Raw genomic sequence first — 17,485 nt, 5'->3', positions numbered from 1 at the left:
GCCGACAGCACTGCAGGAAGAGCCGCTAACCTGCTTCGTCGCCGCCCTCACCCCCGGCAGCCTGCCACCCGGCCGGGGCCCATGAGCGGGGTACCTGCTGGTCCCGTCGTCGCCGCCCCCGCCCCGTCGGTTGGGGTGGGGCCGTCTGACCTCGATGACCCATGCGGCAGGCGGCAGGCGGCAGGCGGTGAAGATTCCTGCGGAACCACATCACCGACGGCTCCGCCGGTCTTTCGCCGATCTGCCCGGCCACGGCGGCGGCCGGGGACCTCTGTCCCCGGCCGCCGCCGTTCGCTCACCTGGGTCTGCCATCCGGTTCCGCTACCCGGTCCTGCGCCGTCAGCCGTCCTCGTCGTCTCCGTCGTCGTCCGTGCGGACCTCGATGCCGCCGCTCGTGGTGGACGCCCGGATGCTGCTGTCGGCCCCGCTGTCCTCGCGGACCTCCACGTCGGTGTCGCCGCTCGCCGTGTCGGTCCGCACGTCGTAGGCGCCGCCGGGCACCCGCAGCTCGACCGAGCCGGAGGTGCTGTCGGCGCGCAGCGACGTGAACCGCTCCCGCGCGCGGACCTCGATCCCGCCGGACGTGGACTCCAGGTCCGCCGTGTCGAACGCGCCCTCGGCCTCGATCGTGCCGGAGGTGGTCTCGGCGACCAGACCGCCGATGTCCAGCCCTTCCATCTCGATCGGCCCGGAGACGGTGTGGGCCTCCAGCGACCCGGTCGCCCCCTTGACCTCGACCGGCCCCGAGGTGGTCTCCAGGCGCGCGTCGCCGCCCAGGTCCTCGGCCTCCACCGGCCCCGACACCGAATCGACCCGCACCGTGCCGCCGAGGCCGACCAGCTCGACCTCGCCGCCGACGGTGCTCACCTCGACCTCGGCGTCCCGGGGCACCGTCACGTCGTAGTCGACCGAGCAGGCCGACATCAGCGCCGCCTGGCAGGACGCGTCGGCGCGCACCTCGCCGCCGCGCTCGTCCAGGGTCGCGGCCGGCTCGAACAGCAGGGACCGCTCCAGCTCCGTGCGCACCTCGACGGCGTCGGTGTCGGCGGCGGTCACCGTCACCTCCCCCGGCGTCCGGTTGTCGATGACGACGCGCTCGGCGCCGTCGAACCGCTGGGGGGCGCGCTCCTCCCCGCCGACGGGCACCGCCCCCAGCGCCGCCGCCGCGCCGAAGAGCAGGGCCGCGAGCGCGACCACGACCCCCAGCCACATCCACCGGAACCGCCGCTGGCGCGGCACCTTGCTCGATGAGGCGTAAAGCCCCCGGGCGTTGAACGTCATGGATTCCTCCCTTCAGGGGCCGCGGTCTCCACGCCGCGGAGGTACTCCAGTACGGCGCGGACGCGCCGGTGGTCGTGGTCGTCCTGGCCCAGGTCGAGTTTGGTGAAGATGGACCGGATGTGCTTCTCCACCGCGCGCTCGGTGATCACCAGGCGCGCGGCGATGCCGGCGTTGTTCAGGCCTTCGGCCATCGCCGCCAGCACGTCGTTCTCGCGCGGGCTGAGCCGGTCCAGGGCGCTGTCGCCGCGCCTGCTGAGGAGCTGGGAGACCACCTCGGGGTCGATGGCGGCGCCGCCGTCGGCGACCCGGCGCAGCGCCTCCATGAACTCCTCGATGTCGGCGACGCGGTCCTTGAGCAGGTAGCCGACCTTGGAGGCGCCGCCGCCGAGCAGCTCCCCGGCGTACCGGCTCACCACGTGCTGGGACAGCAGCAGCACCGCCACCCCGGGGTGGGTGCGGCGGATGCGGATGGCCGCGTCCATGCCCTCCTCCGAGTAGCCGGGCGGCATGCGGATGTCGACCAGGCACAGGTCGGCCTCCGGGTGCTCGGCGACGGCCGCCATCAGCGCCTCGGCGTCGCCCGCCTGCGCGAGGACCTCCACCCCCTCGTCCTCCAGCAGCCGGGCCATGCCGCTGCGCAGCAGCACCGAGTCCTCGGCGATGATCACCCGCATCGCTATGCCTCCCATGGGATCTCCGCGGTCAGGACCGTCCCGCCGCCTTCGGGGCTGCGGACCTCCAGGCGCCCGTCGACGGCGTCCAACCGGTCCCACAGCCCGTACAGCCCGGTTCCGCGCTCGGGGTCGGCGCCCCCGGCACCGTCGTCGCCCACGGTGACCCGCAGCAGGTCGCCGCGGCGCGCGGCCACGCGGTGCACCGCGACCCGCGCCGAGGAGGCGTGCGCGTGCTTGGCGATGTTGGTCAGGGCCTCGCTGGCCACGGAGTAGGCCACGCCCTCGGCGCGCGGCGAGGGGCGCCCGTCCAGGTCGACCTCGACCTTGACCGGCACCGGCGCCCGTCCGGCGGCCACCGGCAGCGCCGCCTCCAGCCCGTGGTCGGTGAGCACCCGCGGGTGCAGGCCGCGGGCGACCTCGCGCAGCTCCTCCATCACCTCCTTGGCCTCGGCCTGGGCCTCGTCCAGCAGGTCGCGGGCGCCCCGGGGGTCGCGGTCGAAGCGGGAGCGGGCCCGGCTGAGGGTGAGGGTGACCGCGAGCAGCCGCTGCTGGGCGCCGTCGTGCAGGTCGCGCTCGATCCGGCGGCGCTCGGCCTCGGCGGCGTCCACCATGCGGGACCTGCTGTCCTGGACGTGCATGAGGCGGCGGCGCACCCGCACCTCGGGGGCGTCGAAGAGCATGGTGCGGGCGATCGCGTACTCCAGGCGCACCGCGAACGGCGCCAGCCACAGCGCCACCGGCACCCCGGCCGCGGCCAGCAGCAGGTTGCCCCCGAGCGCTCCGAGGGAGGCGTCGCCGCCGAGGGCGACGTAGCCGGCGGCGATGGCCGCGGCCGCCACCCCGCCGAGGCCGAAGACGACCAGGCCCAGCACCATGCCGCCGACGGTCAGCCCCAGCAGCCCGGCGACGGTGCAGTAGAGCAGGTTGCCCCACGCCTCGGCGCCGAACACGAAGTTCAGGGCGCGGCCGGGCGGGGAGGAGGGCGTGTCGGGTTCGGGCGGGCGGGTCTCGACGACCCCGAAGGCGTCCCCGAGCCACCGCCGTTGCAGGGCGCAGGACAGGCGGGCGCCGAGCATGCCGAGGACGGCGAAGGCCAGGGCCGCGCCGGCCTGGACGAGGACGGCGGTCCCCTGCGCCGCGAAGGCGGCGCCGATCAGGTTGTAGTAGATCTCGAAGCCGACGACGGCGGCCGCGAGCGTCACGAAGGTCGCGGGCACCAGGTACAGCGCGGACAGCACCAGGGAGGTGAGCAGGTGCAACAGGGCCAGGAGCCGCTCGCCCCACCCCTGCCGGGAGGAGGCGGCGGCCTCCGCCGCTCCCCCGCTCGCCATCGCGTCCGGCCTCCCGCCGTCGTCTCCACCGCTCACCATGCAACCTATGGTCGCGCGCCCGGACCGCGCGATGGCGCTGCCACGTGAAGGGGGGTAGTGCCAGCACACCCTCCCCTTCGGAGGTTCCTCCGAACCGGTCGGCACCCGGCCTCGCATATGCCGGTGAATCCGCTATTCCTCCTGGCATATGCAAGGAGTAGAGTGCCGGTCATGCCGACGTTCCGAATCAGCGAGGTCGCCGAGCTCGCCGGGGTCAGCCCCGACACCGCCCGCCGCTGGGTCGACGCGGGCCGCCTGCCCGCCGAGCGCGACGCGGCGGGCCGCCGCATCGTGGACGGCGCCGCCCTGGCCGCGTTCCTCCGCTCCCCCGACTCCGACCCCGACCTGGGCCGTTCATCGGCCCGCAACCGGCTGCGCGGCCTGGTGACCGGCGTGGTGCGCGGGGACGTGATGGCCCAGGTGGAGATCCAGGCGGGGCCGCACCGGCTGGTATCGCTGATGAGCCGGGAGGCCGCCGACGAGCTGGGGCTGGAGCCGGGTGCGGCGGCCACGGCGGTGGTGAAGTCGACCAACGTGATCGTGGAGAGCGGGACGGACTGGAGCGCACGCCATGACTGAGCCGGGCACCGCGGGCCTCCGGGCCGTATCGGCCGCCGTCGCCGCGCTGCTGCTGGGCGGGGCCGCCGCCGGGTGCGGCGCCGGAGGGGGCTCCGGCGGCGGCGCCCCCCTCACCGTGTTCGCGGCCGCCTCGCTCACCGAGGTCTTCACGGACCTGGGCGAACGGTTCGAGGAGGAAACGGGCACGCCGGTGGACTTCAACTTCGCGGGCAGCTCCGACCTGGCCCTGCAGATCGCCGACGGCGCGCCCGCGGACGTGTTCGCCTCCGCCGACACCCGCACCATGGACGACGTCGCCGGTGACGGGCTGGCCGAGGGCGACCCCCGGGTGTTCGCCCGCAACGAGCTGATGATCGCGGTTCCCCAGGGCAACCCGGCGGGCGTCGGAGGGCTGGAGGACCTGGCCGGCCCCGGCGCCCGGGTGGCGCTGTGCGCGGCGGAGGTCCCGTGCGGCGCGGCGGCCCGGGAGCTGCTGGACGCCCACGGGGTGGAGGTGTCGGGGGCTTCCGAGGAGGAGGACGTCAAGGCGGCGCTGACCAGGGCCCGCCTCGGGGAGGTGGACGCGGCGCTGGTGTACGCCACCGACGTCCGCTCGGCGGGGGACGACGTGGAGGGCGTCCCCGTCGACGGCGCGGAGGAGGCCGCCAACGACTACCCGATCGCGGTCGTGAAGGACGCGGCCGCCCCGGAGGCGGCGCGGGAGTGGGTCGACTTCGTCCTGTCCGACGAGGGCCAGGGGGCCTTGGCCGACGCGGGCTTCAGCCCTGGCGGGGACTCCTGATGCCCGAACCCCGCGTTGATCTCGGGAGAAGCGACGCTAAAACCGCACTCGTAGGGTCGTTTTCCCCGAGATCAACGCGACCTCCCCGGGGGCGGGTGCCCTGGCTGCTGGTCGTGCCCGCCCTCCTCGGGCTCGCGTTCCTCGTGCTGCCCTTCGCCGGGCTGCTCATCGGCGCCCCCTGGGGGGACATCGCCCCCCTCGCCGCCTCACCCGAGGTGCTCGGGGCCCTGTGGCTGTCCCTGTCCACCGCGACCGCCGCCACCGCCGTCGCCCTCCTGCTCGGGGTCCCGCTCGCCTGGCTGCTCGCCCGCACCGACTTCCCCGGGCGCCGGGCCGTGCGCGCCCTGGTCGCCGTCCCGCTGGTCATCCCCCCGGTGGTCGGCGGCGTCGCGCTGCTGCTCGTGCTGGGCCGCAACGGGCTGCTCGGCCGCCACCTGTACGAGTGGTTCGGCCTGTCCCTGCCCTTCACCCCGGCGGCGGTGGTCGTCGCCCAGGTCTTCGTCGCCATGCCGTTCCTGGTGATCAGCGTGGAGGGTGCGCTGCGCGGGGCGGACCGCCGCTATGAGGAGGCCGCCGCCACCCTCGGCGCCACCCGCTGGACCGCCTTCCGCAGGGTCACCCTGCCCATGGCCGCGCCCGGCGTGCTCGCCGGTGCGGTGCTGGCCTGGGCTCGGGCGCTGGGCGAGTTCGGCGCCACCATCACCTTCGCCGGGAACCTGCCCGGCCGCACGCAGACCATGCCCCTCGCCGTCTACCTGGCGATGCAGCAGAGCCCGGAGGCCGCCGTGGTGCTCAGCCTGATCCTGCTCCTGGTGTCGGTCGCCGTGCTGGCGGCCCTGCGCGACCGCTGGACGACGGCGTGAGCGCCCTGGAGGCCCGGCTGCGGGCCGAGCGCGGCACGTTCCGGCTCGACGCGGCGCTCACCGCCGACCGCGGCGAGGTGGTGGCGCTTCTGGGGCCCAACGGCGCGGGGAAGTCGACGGCGCTGCGGGCGCTGGCCGGGCTGCAACCGCTGACCGGCGGGTCGGTGGCCGTGGAGGGCCGCGACATCACCGCGCTGCCGCCCGAGCGGCGCCCCATCGGCGTGGTCTTCCAGGACTACCTGCTCTTCCGGCACATGTCCGCGCTGGACAACGTCGCGTTCGGGCCGCGCTGCCGGGGCGAGTCCAAGGCCGCCGCCCGTGCCCGCGCCGCCGAGCTGCTGGAGGAGATGGGACTGGCCGACCGGGCGCGCGCCCGCCCCGGGGCGCTGTCGGGGGGTCAGGCCCAACGGGTCGCGCTGGCCCGCGCGCTGGCGGCGCACCCGCGGCTGCTGCTGTTGGACGAGCCCTTGTCGGCGCTCGACGCCCACACCCGCGAGGAGGTCCGCGCGGGCCTGCGGGCCCGGCTGCACGCCTTCGACGGTGCCACCGTGCTGGTCACACACGACCCTCTGGAGGCGATGGTGCTCGCCGACCGGATCACCGTGCTGGAGGAGGGGGCGGTGGTGCAGGACGGCCCCCCGGCGGAGGTGGCACTGCGCCCGCGCACCGAGTACGTGGCGCGCCTGGTGGGGCTCAACCTGTACCGGGGCCGCCAGGAGGGCACGGCGGTCGAAGTGGACGGGGGCGCCCGCATCGAGGCCCCCTCGCCGGGGTGGGGGCCGGTGTTCGCCGCGTTCCCGCCACGCGCGGTGGCGCTCTTCCCCGACCCGCCCTCGGGCACGCCGCGCAACGTGTGGCCGCTGGTGGTGGAGGGGGTCGAGCGCTTCGGCGACCAGGTGCGGGTGCGGCTCGGCGGCCCCCTGTCCCTGGGGGCGGACGTGACCCCGGCGGCCCTCGCCGAGCTGGACCTGGCGCCGGGCGCCCGGGTGTGGGCCGCGGTCAAGGCCTCCGAAGTGCGGTGCTACCCGGCCTGACGTGCTGGTGATCGGCGGGCGCCTCCCCTACGCTCTTCACTGTCGGTAGTGCTATGACTACGCACAGGAAGGCATGTCCATGTCATTCACGCGCACGCTCGCCGCGGCCGCCGTCACCGCCGCCGCCGGGGCCGCCCTCGCGATGTCCGCCGGTGCGGCGGCCTCCGCCGACGGCTACTACGGCGACGGGAACGGGTACGACGGCTACTACGGCGACCGCGCCGGAGCCGCGGAGACGCTGCTGCTGGGGCACGGCGGCTACGACGGGTACTACGACGGCGACCGCCACATGGGCTACGACGGCTACTAGGCGGCTACGCAAGAGCCGCCCGCGCCACGCGGTACGGCCCCGGGCCCGCGGCCGCCACACCGGCCCCGGGCGCGGGGCCCCGGCGCCGGCGCCGGCGCCGGGCCGGGGGTCAGGCGCCGCCCTCCACCAGGTCCTTCAGCCGGACCAGGGTCTGCTCGATGGAGCGGCCGTTGCGCGCGGGCCACCCGGCCAGCATGTAGCCGAACCGCAGGGCGGGTCCCCCCGCCGAGTAGTCGAAGGTCTCGGTCACCCGACAGGTGCCGTCCGACAGCGGCTCGGTCTCGAACCGCCACCGGTGGACGCCGAAGTGCCGCCAGGCGATCAGCCGCCCCTCCTCGAACTCCACCACCCGGTTGGCCATCCGGTAGGGCACGCCCATCCGCATGTCCATGCCGAACTCGTCACCGGGGCCGAGGCGCTCCGGCCCCCGGACGGCGTCGCGCACCGTGCCCGAGCCGTCGAACTCGGCGTGCCGGCCGGGCGAGGCCAGGATGTCGAACACCTTCTCCGCGGGCGCGTCGACCACGACGCTCCGCGCCACCTTGTGCTGGGCCATGCCGGAATCATCTCAGTGCCCCCGCCCCGCACCGCCCCGGGGCCGTGTTCCGGAGCCGTGTTCCGGGGCACCGCTTGCGGGCCCGGCTCAGCGCATCACCTCGTGGCGCTCGACCGCCGCCAGGGAGCGCTTCTCGCCCTTGGTCACGTGCAGCACCCAGAACGTGCCCTTGCGCAGGGAGATCTGCTGCGTCACCGGCGCGCCGAGCCGCCCCAGCGCCTCCTTCATCAGGTCGCCCACAAGCTCCCCGTGCGTGCACACCAGCGTCGGGCGCCCCTCCTCCAGGAGTGTGCCGAACGCCGCACGCGCCGCCGCAGGGTCCACCCCGGAGCCGCCGTGCACGCCCGCGGTCAGCGCCGGGAGGGTGCGCACCTCCATCCCCGTGGCCACCGAGTACGGCAGCACGGTCTCGGTGCAGCGCGCCGCCGCCGAGGAGACCACCCGCATCGGCCCGTACGGCTCCAGCACCCGCACCAGCTCCTGCGCGCCCTCGCGCCCGGCGTCGTCCAGCGGGCGCAGCAGGTCCTCACCGTCCCAGGTGCGCTTCTCCCCCGCCGGGGCGTGCCGCAGCAGCACCAGCGGGAACGTCTCCAGCGGCCCCGACACGAAGTTGTCGAGCACCGAGACGTCGTGGTCGTAGGTGAGCCGGTCGCGCGCCTCGGCCAGCGGCACCCACTCCACCCGGTCGATCTCCTCGTTGGGGGTGAACACCGACGCCCCCGGGCCGGGCTCGGCCGCCCACCAGTCGACCAGTTTCGGCCAGCCCTCGCGCAGGTAGCGCTGCGGCGGAAGGCGGCGGCCGAACACCGGGCGCAGGCCCGTCTCCTCGACCACCTCCCGCGCGGCGGCGGTGAGCAGGTGCTCGCCGTTCTTCACCTTGCCCTTGGGCAGCGTCCAGTCGCCGCGGTCGGGGCGGTGCACCAGCACCGCCTCGTGCCCGGCCTCCCCGCGCCGCCACAGCACCGCGCCGGCCGCGCGGATGGGCTCCATGTAGCCGCCGGGAGCGGCCTCACGGGGCGGCCACGCGCTGGTGATCTCGGCCTCGTCGAAGGGGTAGTCGTCAACCATCCGTCGCTCTCACATGCCGGTCGCGGCGCAGGGAGGCCTGCAGGTCGCGCAGGGGCGCCCCCTCGGCGTCGCGGGTGTGCCGGGTCCACTCCCCGTCCGGCCCCAGGTGCCAGGAGGAGGTCCCCTCGTCCATCGCGGTGTCCATCAGCTCCACCAGCCGGGCCCGGTGCTCGGGGTCGGCCACCCGGATCAGCGCCTCCACGCGGCGGTCCAGGTTGCGGGGCATCAGGTCGGCGCTGCCCAGCCACACCTCGGGGTCGCCGCCGTTCTCGAAGGCGAACACCCGGGAGTGCTCCAGGAAGCGGCCCAGGATACTGCGGACCCGGACCGTCTCGGAGACCCCCGGCAGCCCCGGGCGCAGCACGCAGCTCCCGCGCACCCACAGGTCGACGGGGACCCCGGCCGCCGAGGCGCGGTACAGCGCGTCGATGATGTCCTCGTCCACCAGGGAGTTGACCTTGATGCGGATGTGCGCGGGGCGGCCCTCGGCGTGCGCGCGCACCTCGGCGGCGATCCGCTCGGTCAGCCCCGAGCGCAGCCCGTCGGGCGCGGCCATCAGCCGCCGGTAGCTGGTGGTGCGGGAGAACCCGGTGAGCCGGTTGAACAGGTCGCTGAGGTCCTCGCCGACCTCCGGCTCGGCGCTGAACAGCCCGAAGTCCTCGTAGACGCGGGCGGTGCGCGGGTTGTAGTTGCCGGTGCCCACGTGGCAGTAGCGCCGCAGCGACCCGTCGTCCTCCCTGCGCACCACCAGGGACAGCTTGCAGTGCGTCTTGAGGCCGACGACGCCGTAGACGACGTGGCAGCCGGCCTCCTCCAGCTTGCGCGCCCAGGCGATGTTGTTCTGCTCGTCGAACCGCGCCTTGATCTCGACGAGGACCACGACCTCCTTGCCCGAGCGGGCCGCCTCGATCAGCGACTCGACGATGGGCGAGTCGCCGCTGGTGCGGTACAGCGTCTGCTTGATCGCGACCACGCTGGGGTCGGTGGCGGCCAGGGCCACGAACCGCTCGGTGGTGGTCGTGAACGACTCGTAGGGGTGGTGCACCAGCAGCTCGCGGCGGCGGACCGCGGTGAACAGGTCCTCGGCCTCCAGGCCCGGCGGCTCGGCCGGGACCATCGGGGAGAAGCTCAGCTCGGGGCGGTCCAGGTCGGCGATCTGGTGCAGCCCGGCCAGGTTGAGCGGCCCGGGGACGGCGATGACCTCCTCGTCCTCGGCGCCCAGTTCGCGCTCGAGGATGCGCAGCACCTCCGGGGAGATGTCCTCCTCGACCTCCAGGCGGACCATGGGGCCGAACCGGCGCCGCAGCAGCTCCTTCTCCAGGGACTGCACCAGGTCGTCGGTCTCGTCCTCGTCGACCTCCAGGTCGGCGTTGCGGGTCACCCGGAAGGCGTGGTGCTCCAGCACCTCCATCCCGGCGAACAGCTGCGGCAGGTGCCCGGCGATGACGTCCTCGACCGGGACGAAGGCCTCGCCCTCCAGGCGGATGAACCGGGGCAGCGCCGAGGGCACCTTGATCCGGGCGAAGGCGGTGCGGCCGGTGCGCGGGTCGCGCACGGTCACCGCCAGGTTGAGCGAGCGCCCGGAGATGTAGGGGAAGGGGTGGGCCGGGTCCACCGCGAAGGGGGTGAGCACCGGGTAGACCGAGCCGCGGAAGAACCGGTGCATCCGGCGGCGGTCGTGCTCGTCCAGGTCGTCCCAGCGCAGGATGCGGATGCCCGCCTCGGCCAGGGCGGGGGCGACCGAGTCGTGGTAGCAGCGGGCGTGCCGCCGCATCAGGTCGTGGCTGACCTCGGCGACCCGGGTGAGCAGCTCGCGGGGGTGGTGCCCGCTGGGTCCGGCCACGGCGACGCCGGTGGCCAGGCGCCGCTTGAGCCCGGCCACCCGCACCATGAAGAACTCGTCCAGGTTGCCCGCGAAGATGGCCAGGAAGCGGACCCGCTCCAGCAGGGGCATGCCGGCGTCCTCGGCCAGCTCCAGGACCCGCTGGTTGAACCGGAGCCAGTCGACCTCCCGGTCCATGAACCGCCCCTCGGGAAGGTCCTCTGCCTCTTCTCCCATGAAAACCGCTTCCGTCGCCATGGTTCGCACGCTGTCGTATTCCGGTGAACGGACGGCGAACTGTACTACCTGCACCGATTGTGACGTATCACCCGGTGGCCCCGTGCGAGGCGGGGCCGTGAACGCCCGCGGCCGCCGGCCGTCCGGCACGGGCCCCGCTGATCTCGGGAAAAGCACCCCTGAAACCGCACCTCTAGGGTCGTTCCCTCCCCCGGGACCGACGACGCTAGAGGAACGCCGCGGTGGGCGGGACCATCGCCAGCGCGGTGACGCCCCCGGCCAGCAGCAGGTTCGCCCACAGGTTGCGGTAGCGGGCCCACAGGTACCCGGCGACCAGGCCCGAGGCGCCCTGGACGGCGACCGCCGAGGCCAGGTCGTGCGCGCCGCCGGTGAGCGGCTCGCCGACCAGCGAGGACAGACCGTACAGCACCGCCGTGGCCGCGATGCCCGGCCAGCGGCCGAACAGCAGCTCCAGGCGGGTCTGCAGGAGCACGGAGAAGAACAGCACGTCGGCGACGGCCACCCCGGCGAACGTCAGCGCGATCACCGCGCCCAGCGCGTAGTCGGCGGGCAGCGTCCCCGGGAGGTCGGGGCGGGCGATCCACGGCAGGGCGAGCAGGGCGGGGAACACCGCGGCGGGGACCAGGGCCGCCCAGCGCCACGGCTCGCGCACCCCGGCGGCCAGCGCGAGCAGGTCGGGCCCGGCGGAGCGGCGGGTGATCCCCCCGGCCCCGGCGAACAGGGGCGGGAGGAGCAGCAGGAAGATGGCCTTGGCCGCGTAGTAGGACAGCGGCGGCGCGCCGGGGCCGATCAGCGCGAAGACCGGCGCGAGCACGGCGTCGCCGACCGCGAAGGCCGCCAGGCAGCCGACCAGGAGCGCGGCCTCGGTCCCCGGCGAGCGGTCGGCCATCCGGGCGCGGATCCGCTCGGCCGTGCGGGCCTCGGGGGTGCGGGGCGGGAGGAGCCGGACCAGGGCCAGGGCGACGGCGATCGAGGGCCACAGCAGGGCCACACGCGGATCGAAGCCGCCGTGGGCGAGCGACCCGGCCGTGTAGGCGGCGGCGCAGGCGGTGAACACGAGGACGGCCGCCCGGCCCAGCGCGCGCCCCGCGCGGCCGGTGGACGGCGCGAGCGGCGCCGCAGGAGGCGCCGCCGTGCCGTGGACCGTGCCGTCGATGGGGATCGCCGCCTCCGCAGTGCCGTCCGGGGGGACCGTCCGCCCCGGGGCGCATGCACGCCGACGGACATTTTACCGGTTCGACACTGTTACGTGACTATTCGGGCGGGGCTCCACCGCAGGTCGTGGGCCCACCGGTCAGCCGGCCCCGCCCTGCCCGGCGACGGTCGGCAGGGTCGCCAGGACCAGCGGGACCCCGTGGACGAGTGTGTTGATCCACATGTTCCGGTAGCGGATCCAGATGTAGCCCAGAAGCAGCCCCTGCACGCCGTACGTGACCACCGCCACGGCGACCTGCTCCACCGGGTCGTGCGCGACCATGGTCGTGAAGGTGTTGTAGTGGCTGCTCACCGCCTGTGCCAGCGCGTAGAGCAGGGCGGTCACGACCACCGCCGCGGTGCGGCCCGCCAGCAGCTCCAGGCGGGTCTGCACCATGCCGCGGAAGAAGATCTCCTCGATCGCGCTGACCCCCGCCAGGATCGCCAGGACCACGAGGAGGGTCCCGGTGGGCGTCGGCGCGGCCGCCGACTCCAGGTCCAGCAGGATCGGGACGCCGACCGCGGCGACGGTGACCAGCCCGAGCCAGCGCCACGGCTCGCGCACCGCCAGGGACAGCGCGGGCATACGGGTGCCGTGGCCGCTGGTGCTGAAACCGCCCTGGTCGACGAAGAGCACCGGCAGCACGAAGAAGAACACCAGGCGCGTGACCGGCAGCGCGACCCCGGACGGCAGCTCCTCGCTCACCTGGCGGATGAGGGTGGAGAGCCCGGCGGTGCCCACGGCGTAGCCGAGCAGCATCGCCAGCAGCAGCCCCAGCTCCAGCCGGACCGGGTGGCCCTCCATCGCGTCCTGGACGCGCAGGTCGAGGTCGATCTGCCCGGTGCGGCTGCCCAGCACCCAGGTCAGCAGGAGGCCCGCCGCGACGGGGAGCCAGACCGCCCAGAGCGCGCCGACGCCGTACCAGCTCACGTCGGCCAGGGCCGCCGGGCTCCCGGCGAACCCCGCGGCGGCCAGCCCCACCCCGGCGGCCACCGCCACCGCGGTGGTGACCGCACGGGCGGCGCGCCCTCGACCTGCCTCCACGTGCCACTCCCCCATGTCGGAGACTTCAGTCTGACCGGAGAATGACGCAATGTGACGGATCGTGCGCGGTATGTCGCGGACTCGGGGAGTGCGGATGATCGCAGTAAATGGCCCTGCGCGTGCCCGTGTGCGGCTTTCGCGGCCGGAATCGCCGTGTTGCCGGGCGATGGCGGTCCGTTGACCCTCCATCGGCGATGGCGGCGCACCCGCAGGCCGTGGCGATCTCGGGGAAGTCGGGCTTGAGCGGGCCCTCTCAAGCCCGACCCGCCCGAGACCGACGAGGGTTCACGGGTCTTCTCGGGACACCTTGGGGAGGCGGCGGATCCCGCGTACCTGGTCGAGGATCGCCTCACCCTGGCGGGCGACGGCGGCCCACCAGGTCCGCGCGTCGTCGTCCACGGCGGTGCGGGCGCCCACGCAGGCGGCGGCGAGGACCGCAAGGAGCACGGCCTGGTGCTCGTCGTGGTCGGTGCGGAGGCGGAGGACGCCGCGCGCGTCGTCGGTCAGGGCGAGGACCGCCTCGCCGGTGTCGGTGTCGAAGTAGGCCCACACCACGTCCGCGTCGGGCCTGGGGTCGGCGTCCGTGGTGCCGGGCCGGGTGGCGGAGGACGCGGCGGTCGGGGGCGGTCCGGGTCGCGGGTAGAGCCGCCGGGATGCGGCGGTCGCGCCGTCGGGGGTCATCAGGCCACCTCCCGCCGAGGCGCGGACCACGCGCGGTGCTGCCAGAGGCCGCCCTGGGCCGGAAGGACACGGGGGCGGGCGATCGGGGCCAGGACGGCGAGGGCCTGATCGAGGACGTCGACGTCGCTGGCGGTGATCAGGGCGTCCTCGCGGTGGCGGGACTGCGCCCGGTAGGGGGTGGGCGAGGCGTAGTCGTAGGTGATCGACCAGTCGTCGCGGTGGCGCGAGGCGACCTCACAGAAGCGGCCGAAGCCGGGGATGCGGTCGCGGCTGTAGCTGCGGACGCGCGCGGCCCGCCGCCGCTCGGGGGGCTTCTTCACCGACAGGTCCATGGACGGCTCCTCGGGGAGTGCGGCTGGTCAGGCCGCGTGGTTCTGGTGTGGTCCATACTGACCCCGAGCTACAGAATTTTCAATACAAAGATTCTGACTGCTGGCATCCGCTACTCAAAAGCTTGGCTAGAGGGGTGATCTACCATCGCCGCAGGGAAGCACCAGCGCCTGAAACGAGGGGTACGCACTGTGAGCGACAGGCACAGCCCGACTGTCCGCAGGCGTCGGCTGTCTGCCGAATTGAAACGCTTGCGTGAAGAGTCAGGGATGACGGCGGAGCAGGTGGGGGACCAGCTCGGCTGGTCACGTGGGCGGCTCACCAACATGGAGCTCAACAAGTGGAAGAGGCCCGACCCCGTCATCATCCGAGCGCTCGCCGACCTGTACGGCGCGTCCGAAGAGGTGCGGGAAGGCCTGGTCACCCTGGCCCGACAGTCCCGGGAGAAGGGCTGGTGGGCCAAGTTCACCGACGTCTTCACGGACGGGTACGTCGGCTTCGAGGCCGAAGCGTCCGTGATCTCGACCTACCAGTCGATGGTGATCCCGGGCCTCCTCCAGACTCGGGAGTACGCCACCGCATCGGACCGATCGATGCACGCACGCGACCTGGAGGCGACGGAACGGGCGGTCGACGCCCGCATGGAACGCCAGGAGGTCCTCGATCGGGAGGACGCCCCGCGCCTCTGGGCGGTCATCGACGAGTCCGTCTTCCTTCGCCCCGCAGGCGGCCCTGAGGTGATGCTGGCTCAGATCGACAAGCTCATCGCCTTGTCCGAGGAAGCGAACTCGCTCAAGATCCAGGTCCTCCCCCTGGGCGTGGGCCTTCACCCCGGCACCGCGGGCGCATTCACCATCCTCGACTTCCCGAACCCGGTGGACCCGTCGATCGTCTATGTCGAGACCAGGACAGATGGCCTCTACCTTGAGCGGGAGGAGGAGATCGGCATCTACCGGGACGCATGGGATGACGTCCGAGTGATGGCCCTCCACCCGGAGGCGTCCGTCGCCCGGATGCTCGAACTTCGCAGCAACTACGAGTAGGAACCGTGTACCAGAACCAGAACCCTCAGTTCATCTTTCGTAAGAGCAGCTACAGTGCCACGCGAAACGAGTGTGTCGAGGTAGCGGACGCCACGGGCCTCTCTGCCGTGCGTGACTCCACGCGTCCGGGCGCGGGACACCTCACTGCACCTTCGTCGGAGTGGGCCGCGTTCATCAAGGCCGTGAAGACCGGCGACCTGTAGCACGACAAGACACGGGCTCCAGCGAGGCCTCGCTGGAGCCCGTGTGCACCAGAACCAGGCCAAGGGTATCCCGCCGGGCAATCTCCGCCCAGCCGCCGGATCCGGCCACGCCCCGTCCCTTCCCGTCAGACCTCCCCCAGCGCCGCCAACGCCGTCACCGCCGCCAGCTCCCACACCTCTTCGCGGGCCTCGCGGCCGACCTCGCCGATGATCTCGGCGGGCGGGCGCACGCGTTCCCAGCCCATTCCCTTGGTGATCTGCTCGACGGCCCTGACCGCCCCGGCCGTGTCGTTGTTGCCGTGGACGTACAGCCCGTACGGCAGCCCGCCGGTGTCGTTCAGGCACGGGTAGTACACGCTGTCGAAGAAGTGCTTGAGGGCGCCGCTCATGTAACCGATGTTCGCCGGGGTGCCCAGCAGCACCGCGTCGGCGGCGAGCACGTCCGGAGCGGTGGCCGCCAGCGCCGCGCGCGCGGTGACCTCCACCCCCTCGATCTCGTCGTTCTCGGCCCCCGCGCTCGCGGCCTCGAAGAGATCCTGCATCCCGGGCGACGGTGTGTGGTGGACGATCAACAGGCGTGCCATGCCCACAGCGTGGCACATGGCCGCCCAGGACCCCCCAGGACCGCTCGGCGCCGCCCAGGATCGCCGCTCCGGTTCTGAAACGCTCGTTCCCGAATGTGCTAGCGTGTCGGCCATGGCACGGAGCAAGGGGTTCGACCCGGACCGGGTCCTGGACTCGGCCATGCACACCTTCTGGAAACAGGGGTACGCGGCCACGTCGGCACAGGACCTGTGCGAGGCGACGGGCATCGGACGCAGCAGCCTCTACGGCACGTTCGAGAGCAAGCACGGCCTCTACATGCGCTCCCTGGAGCGCTACGCCGAGGCGGGCACGGCCGGGCTCCGCGGGCTGGTCGAGGCCGAGGGGCCGGTCCGCGAACGCGTCCGGCGGCTGCTCACCAGCGTCGTCGAGGAGGAGGCCTCCCAACCCGGACTGGGCTGCTTCGTGGTCAACGCGCAGATCGAACGGGCCCCGACGGACCCGGACGTGGCGTCCGTGGGGCGGCGCAGCCGACAGGAGGTCGTGGACGCCCTCGTGTGGGCCCTGCGCGCGGCGCGGGCCGACGGCGAGATCGCCGCCGACAAGGATCCGGAGGCGCTCGCCGACTTCGTGCACGCCCAGATCGGTGCGATCCGCCTGATGGGCCGCTCCCGGGCCGATCGCGCGACCATGGAGCACGTCGTCGACGTGGCGGTCGCCGCACTCTGAGGCAGTGGGCCCACAGCCCCCTTCACGGGGCGCCGCAGTGGACCAGTTCCGAAACGTACGTTCTTCAAAGAGGCGGACCCCACCCCTCCGCCCGCGCGCCCTGATTCTGAAACGACCATTCCAATCAAGGAGTACCGGACATGACCCCACCCCTCACCGACGCCGAGCTCGCCGCCTCCCTCGACGGCGGCTTCACCAGCGCCCACGCCGACGTGAACGGCGTCCGGCTGCACTACGTCGCCGGCGGCGGCCAGGGCACTCCCCTGATCCTCCTCGGCGGCTGGCCGCAGACCTGGTGGCAGTTCCACAAGATCATGCCCGCCCTGGCCGCCGAGCACCGCGTGGTCGCGGTGGACATCCGCGGCCAGGGCGGCTCCGCCAAGCCCGCGGACGGCTATGACAAGAGGACCATGGCCGCCGACGTGCACGCACTGATCCGGCACCTCGGGTACGAGCAGGCCGACGTCGCCGGGCACGACATCGGCGGGATGGTGGCCGAGGCCGTCGCCGCGCTCTACCCCGACACGGTGCGGCGGCTCGTCGTCCTGGACGTGCCGCACCCCGACGAGTCCGTGCTGTCCCTGCCGCTGCTCCCCCAGGGCGACCAGGACGCCGGCATCACCGGAGCCGAACAGGGGCCCGGGACCGCGTACCTGTGGTGGTTCGCCTTCAACCAGGTGCCGGGGCTCCCCGAGGCCCTGCTCGAAGGGCGCGAGCGGGTGCTCGTCGACTGGCTGTGCCGGTACATGCTGCGCGACCAGGCCTCGATCGACGACGACGCCCGCGAGGTCTACGCCCGCGCCCTCGCCGCTCCCGGCGCGGTCCGCGCCGGGAACGCCTGGTACCAGGCGTTCGTCCAGGACGTCGCCGACCTCGCGGAGTACCCGCCGCTCTCCGCGCCCGTGCTCGGCCTGGCCTGCCCGGGCAACATGCCGCTGATCCGCGGCGGCCTCGCCGAGCGGGCCGCCGACCTCACCGTGGCCGAGGTGCCGGACAGCGGGCACTACCTCCCCGAGGAACAGCCGGAGTTCGTCGCCGACAGCATGCTGCGCTTCCTGCGCTGAGACCGGCGTACCCGGGGCCGGGGTCCACCGCGCCGTCCTCACGGCAAGGCCCCGGCC

At 73.7% G+C, this 17,485-nt stretch carries 20 protein-coding genes; 9 read left to right on the top strand and 11 right to left on the bottom strand.

Annotated features, from left to right (window positions below; genetic code table 11):
• Positions 1 to 339 precede the first annotated feature (339 nt).
• From O4U47_RS25495 to O4U47_RS25485, 3 genes are read right to left on the bottom strand one after another with little or no spacing between them, the layout of a single operon-like run.
• Positions 340 to 1,281: a DUF4097 family beta strand repeat-containing protein gene (locus tag O4U47_RS25495; RefSeq protein ID WP_270680509.1), complete on the bottom strand. Its 942-nt coding sequence runs from the start codon at positions 1,279 to 1,281 to the stop codon at positions 340 to 342.
• Entirely contained in the window at positions 1,278 to 1,955 is a 678-nt protein-coding gene (locus O4U47_RS25490; RefSeq protein WP_270680512.1) for a response regulator transcription factor, read from the bottom strand. The genes O4U47_RS25495 and O4U47_RS25490 overlap by 4 nt, the downstream gene beginning before the upstream one ends.
• A 2-nt stretch (positions 1,956 to 1,957) precedes the next feature.
• The gene (locus O4U47_RS25485; RefSeq protein ID WP_270680508.1) at positions 1,958 to 3,325 is read right to left on the bottom strand and encodes a sensor histidine kinase; all 1,368 of its coding nucleotides are present in this window, start codon (positions 3,323 to 3,325) and stop codon (positions 1,958 to 1,960) included.
• Positions 3,326 to 3,496: 171 nt separating this feature from the next.
• Here O4U47_RS25485 and O4U47_RS25480 point away from each other — a divergent pair, with 171 nt between their 5' ends.
• The 5 genes from O4U47_RS25480 (at position 3,497) to O4U47_RS25460 (ending at position 6,892) form a co-directional block, all read left to right on the top strand.
• Positions 3,497 to 3,904: a TOBE domain-containing protein gene (locus O4U47_RS25480; RefSeq protein ID WP_270680507.1), complete on the top strand. Its 408-nt coding sequence runs from the start codon at positions 3,497 to 3,499 to the stop codon at positions 3,902 to 3,904.
• On the top strand, positions 3,897 to 4,685 hold the full coding sequence (modA, locus tag O4U47_RS25475; protein WP_270680506.1) for a molybdate ABC transporter substrate-binding protein: 789 nt from the start codon (positions 3,897 to 3,899) through the stop codon (positions 4,683 to 4,685). Before O4U47_RS25480 ends, modA begins: the two co-directional genes overlap by 8 nt.
• On the top strand, positions 4,685 to 5,548 hold the full coding sequence (locus O4U47_RS25470; RefSeq protein WP_270680505.1) for an ABC transporter permease: 864 nt from the start codon (positions 4,685 to 4,687) through the stop codon (positions 5,546 to 5,548). The genes modA and O4U47_RS25470 overlap by 1 nt, the downstream gene beginning before the upstream one ends.
• Positions 5,533 to 6,582: an ABC transporter ATP-binding protein gene (locus tag O4U47_RS25465; protein ID WP_270680511.1), complete on the top strand. Its 1,050-nt coding sequence runs from the start codon at positions 5,533 to 5,535 to the stop codon at positions 6,580 to 6,582. The genes O4U47_RS25470 and O4U47_RS25465 overlap by 16 nt, the downstream gene beginning before the upstream one ends.
• 79 nt (positions 6,583 to 6,661) lie before the next feature.
• Positions 6,662 to 6,892, top strand: a complete 231-nt coding sequence (locus O4U47_RS25460) for a hypothetical protein (RefSeq protein ID WP_270680504.1) — start codon at positions 6,662 to 6,664, stop codon at positions 6,890 to 6,892.
• A 109-nt stretch (positions 6,893 to 7,001) separates the two neighbouring features.
• Here O4U47_RS25460 and O4U47_RS25455 read toward each other — a convergent pair whose 3' ends face one another.
• The 7 genes from O4U47_RS25455 to O4U47_RS25425 form a co-directional block, all read right to left on the bottom strand.
• A complete protein-coding gene (locus tag O4U47_RS25455; protein ID WP_270680503.1) occupies positions 7,002 to 7,448 on the bottom strand; it encodes an SRPBCC family protein in 447 nt (148 codons plus the stop codon).
• An 87-nt stretch (positions 7,449 to 7,535) separates the two neighbouring features.
• Positions 7,536 to 8,516, bottom strand: coding sequence for an NUDIX hydrolase (locus O4U47_RS25450; protein ID WP_270680502.1), 981 nt, complete (start codon positions 8,514 to 8,516; stop codon positions 7,536 to 7,538).
• The gene (locus O4U47_RS25445; protein WP_270680501.1) at positions 8,509 to 10,596 is read right to left on the bottom strand and encodes an RNA degradosome polyphosphate kinase; all 2,088 of its coding nucleotides are present in this window, start codon (positions 10,594 to 10,596) and stop codon (positions 8,509 to 8,511) included. The genes O4U47_RS25450 and O4U47_RS25445 overlap by 8 nt, the downstream gene beginning before the upstream one ends.
• A gap of 205 nt (positions 10,597 to 10,801) precedes the next feature.
• On the bottom strand, positions 10,802 to 11,653 hold the full coding sequence (locus O4U47_RS25440) for a CPBP family glutamic-type intramembrane protease (protein WP_270680500.1): 852 nt from the start codon (positions 11,651 to 11,653) through the stop codon (positions 10,802 to 10,804).
• A gap of 237 nt (positions 11,654 to 11,890) precedes the next feature.
• Positions 11,891 to 12,835 carry a CPBP family intramembrane glutamic endopeptidase gene (locus O4U47_RS25435; RefSeq protein WP_270680499.1) on the bottom strand — a complete coding sequence of 315 codons (945 nt, stop codon included), beginning with the start codon at positions 12,833 to 12,835 and terminating at the stop codon, positions 11,891 to 11,893.
• 285 nt (positions 12,836 to 13,120) lie between these two features.
• Positions 13,121 to 13,516: a hypothetical protein gene (locus tag O4U47_RS25430; protein WP_270680498.1), complete on the bottom strand. Its 396-nt coding sequence runs from the start codon at positions 13,514 to 13,516 to the stop codon at positions 13,121 to 13,123.
• Positions 13,516 to 13,848, bottom strand: a complete 333-nt coding sequence (locus O4U47_RS25425; protein WP_270680497.1) for a hypothetical protein — start codon at positions 13,846 to 13,848, stop codon at positions 13,516 to 13,518. The genes O4U47_RS25430 and O4U47_RS25425 overlap by 1 nt, the downstream gene beginning before the upstream one ends.
• A 189-nt stretch (positions 13,849 to 14,037) precedes the next feature.
• Between O4U47_RS25425 and O4U47_RS25420 the strand changes: the two genes are divergently transcribed.
• Positions 14,038 to 14,889: a helix-turn-helix domain-containing protein gene (locus O4U47_RS25420; protein WP_270680496.1), complete on the top strand. Its 852-nt coding sequence runs from the start codon at positions 14,038 to 14,040 to the stop codon at positions 14,887 to 14,889.
• Positions 14,890 to 14,894: 5 nt separating this feature from the next.
• A complete protein-coding gene (locus tag O4U47_RS25415; protein ID WP_270680495.1) occupies positions 14,895 to 15,092 on the top strand; it encodes a DUF397 domain-containing protein in 198 nt (65 codons plus the stop codon).
• 125 nt (positions 15,093 to 15,217) lie between these two features.
• On the opposite strand, the gene O4U47_RS25410 is transcribed toward O4U47_RS25415, so the two are convergent.
• Positions 15,218 to 15,676: a flavodoxin family protein gene (locus tag O4U47_RS25410; protein WP_270680494.1), complete on the bottom strand. Its 459-nt coding sequence runs from the start codon at positions 15,674 to 15,676 to the stop codon at positions 15,218 to 15,220.
• A 112-nt stretch (positions 15,677 to 15,788) separates the two neighbouring features.
• On the opposite strand from O4U47_RS25410, the gene O4U47_RS25405 reads away from it, so the two are divergent.
• The gene (locus O4U47_RS25405) at positions 15,789 to 16,364 is read left to right on the top strand and encodes a TetR/AcrR family transcriptional regulator (protein ID WP_270680493.1); all 576 of its coding nucleotides are present in this window, start codon (positions 15,789 to 15,791) and stop codon (positions 16,362 to 16,364) included.
• Positions 16,365 to 16,504: 140 nt separating this feature from the next.
• Positions 16,505 to 17,428: an alpha/beta fold hydrolase gene (locus O4U47_RS25400; RefSeq protein WP_270680492.1), complete on the top strand. Its 924-nt coding sequence runs from the start codon at positions 16,505 to 16,507 to the stop codon at positions 17,426 to 17,428.
• Positions 17,429 to 17,485: the final 57 nt, after the last annotated feature.

This window comes from Nocardiopsis suaedae (genome assembly GCF_027706745.1).
Lineage (GTDB): Bacteria > Actinomycetota > Actinomycetes > Streptosporangiales > Streptosporangiaceae > Nocardiopsis_A > Nocardiopsis_A suaedae.
The sequence above is the reverse complement of the archived record's forward strand: the minus strand, read 5'-3'. Positions and strand labels throughout refer to the sequence as shown.

Bases quoted from the DNA above. Each gene is read 5' to 3' on its own strand.
- O4U47_RS25495 (WP_270680509.1), bottom strand. From the start codon at position 1,281: ATGACGTTCAACGCCCGGGGGCTTTACGCCTCATCGAGCAAGGTGCCG.
- O4U47_RS25490 (WP_270680512.1), bottom strand. From the start codon at position 1,955: ATGCGGGTGATCATCGCCGAGGACTCGGTGCTGCTGCGCAGCGGCATG.
- O4U47_RS25485 (WP_270680508.1), bottom strand. From the start codon at position 3,325: ATGGTGAGCGGTGGAGACGACGGCGGGAGGCCGGACGCGATGGCGAGC.
- O4U47_RS25480 (WP_270680507.1), top strand. From the start codon at position 3,497: ATGCCGACGTTCCGAATCAGCGAGGTCGCCGAGCTCGCCGGGGTCAGC.
- modA (WP_270680506.1), top strand. From the start codon at position 3,897: ATGACTGAGCCGGGCACCGCGGGCCTCCGGGCCGTATCGGCCGCCGTC.
- O4U47_RS25470 (WP_270680505.1), top strand. From the start codon at position 4,685: ATGCCCGAACCCCGCGTTGATCTCGGGAGAAGCGACGCTAAAACCGCA.
- O4U47_RS25460 (WP_270680504.1), top strand. From the start codon at position 6,662: ATGTCATTCACGCGCACGCTCGCCGCGGCCGCCGTCACCGCCGCCGCC.
- O4U47_RS25455 (WP_270680503.1), bottom strand. From the start codon at position 7,448: ATGGCCCAGCACAAGGTGGCGCGGAGCGTCGTGGTCGACGCGCCCGCG.
- O4U47_RS25450 (WP_270680502.1), bottom strand. From the start codon at position 8,516: ATGGTTGACGACTACCCCTTCGACGAGGCCGAGATCACCAGCGCGTGG.
- O4U47_RS25445 (WP_270680501.1), bottom strand. From the start codon at position 10,596: ATGGCGACGGAAGCGGTTTTCATGGGAGAAGAGGCAGAGGACCTTCCC.
- O4U47_RS25430 (WP_270680498.1), bottom strand. From the start codon at position 13,516: ATGACCCCCGACGGCGCGACCGCCGCATCCCGGCGGCTCTACCCGCGA.
- O4U47_RS25425 (WP_270680497.1), bottom strand. From the start codon at position 13,848: ATGGACCTGTCGGTGAAGAAGCCCCCCGAGCGGCGGCGGGCCGCGCGC.
- O4U47_RS25410 (WP_270680494.1), bottom strand. From the start codon at position 15,676: ATGGCACGCCTGTTGATCGTCCACCACACACCGTCGCCCGGGATGCAG.
- O4U47_RS25405 (WP_270680493.1), top strand. From the start codon at position 15,789: ATGGCACGGAGCAAGGGGTTCGACCCGGACCGGGTCCTGGACTCGGCC.
- O4U47_RS25400 (WP_270680492.1), top strand. From the start codon at position 16,505: ATGACCCCACCCCTCACCGACGCCGAGCTCGCCGCCTCCCTCGACGGC.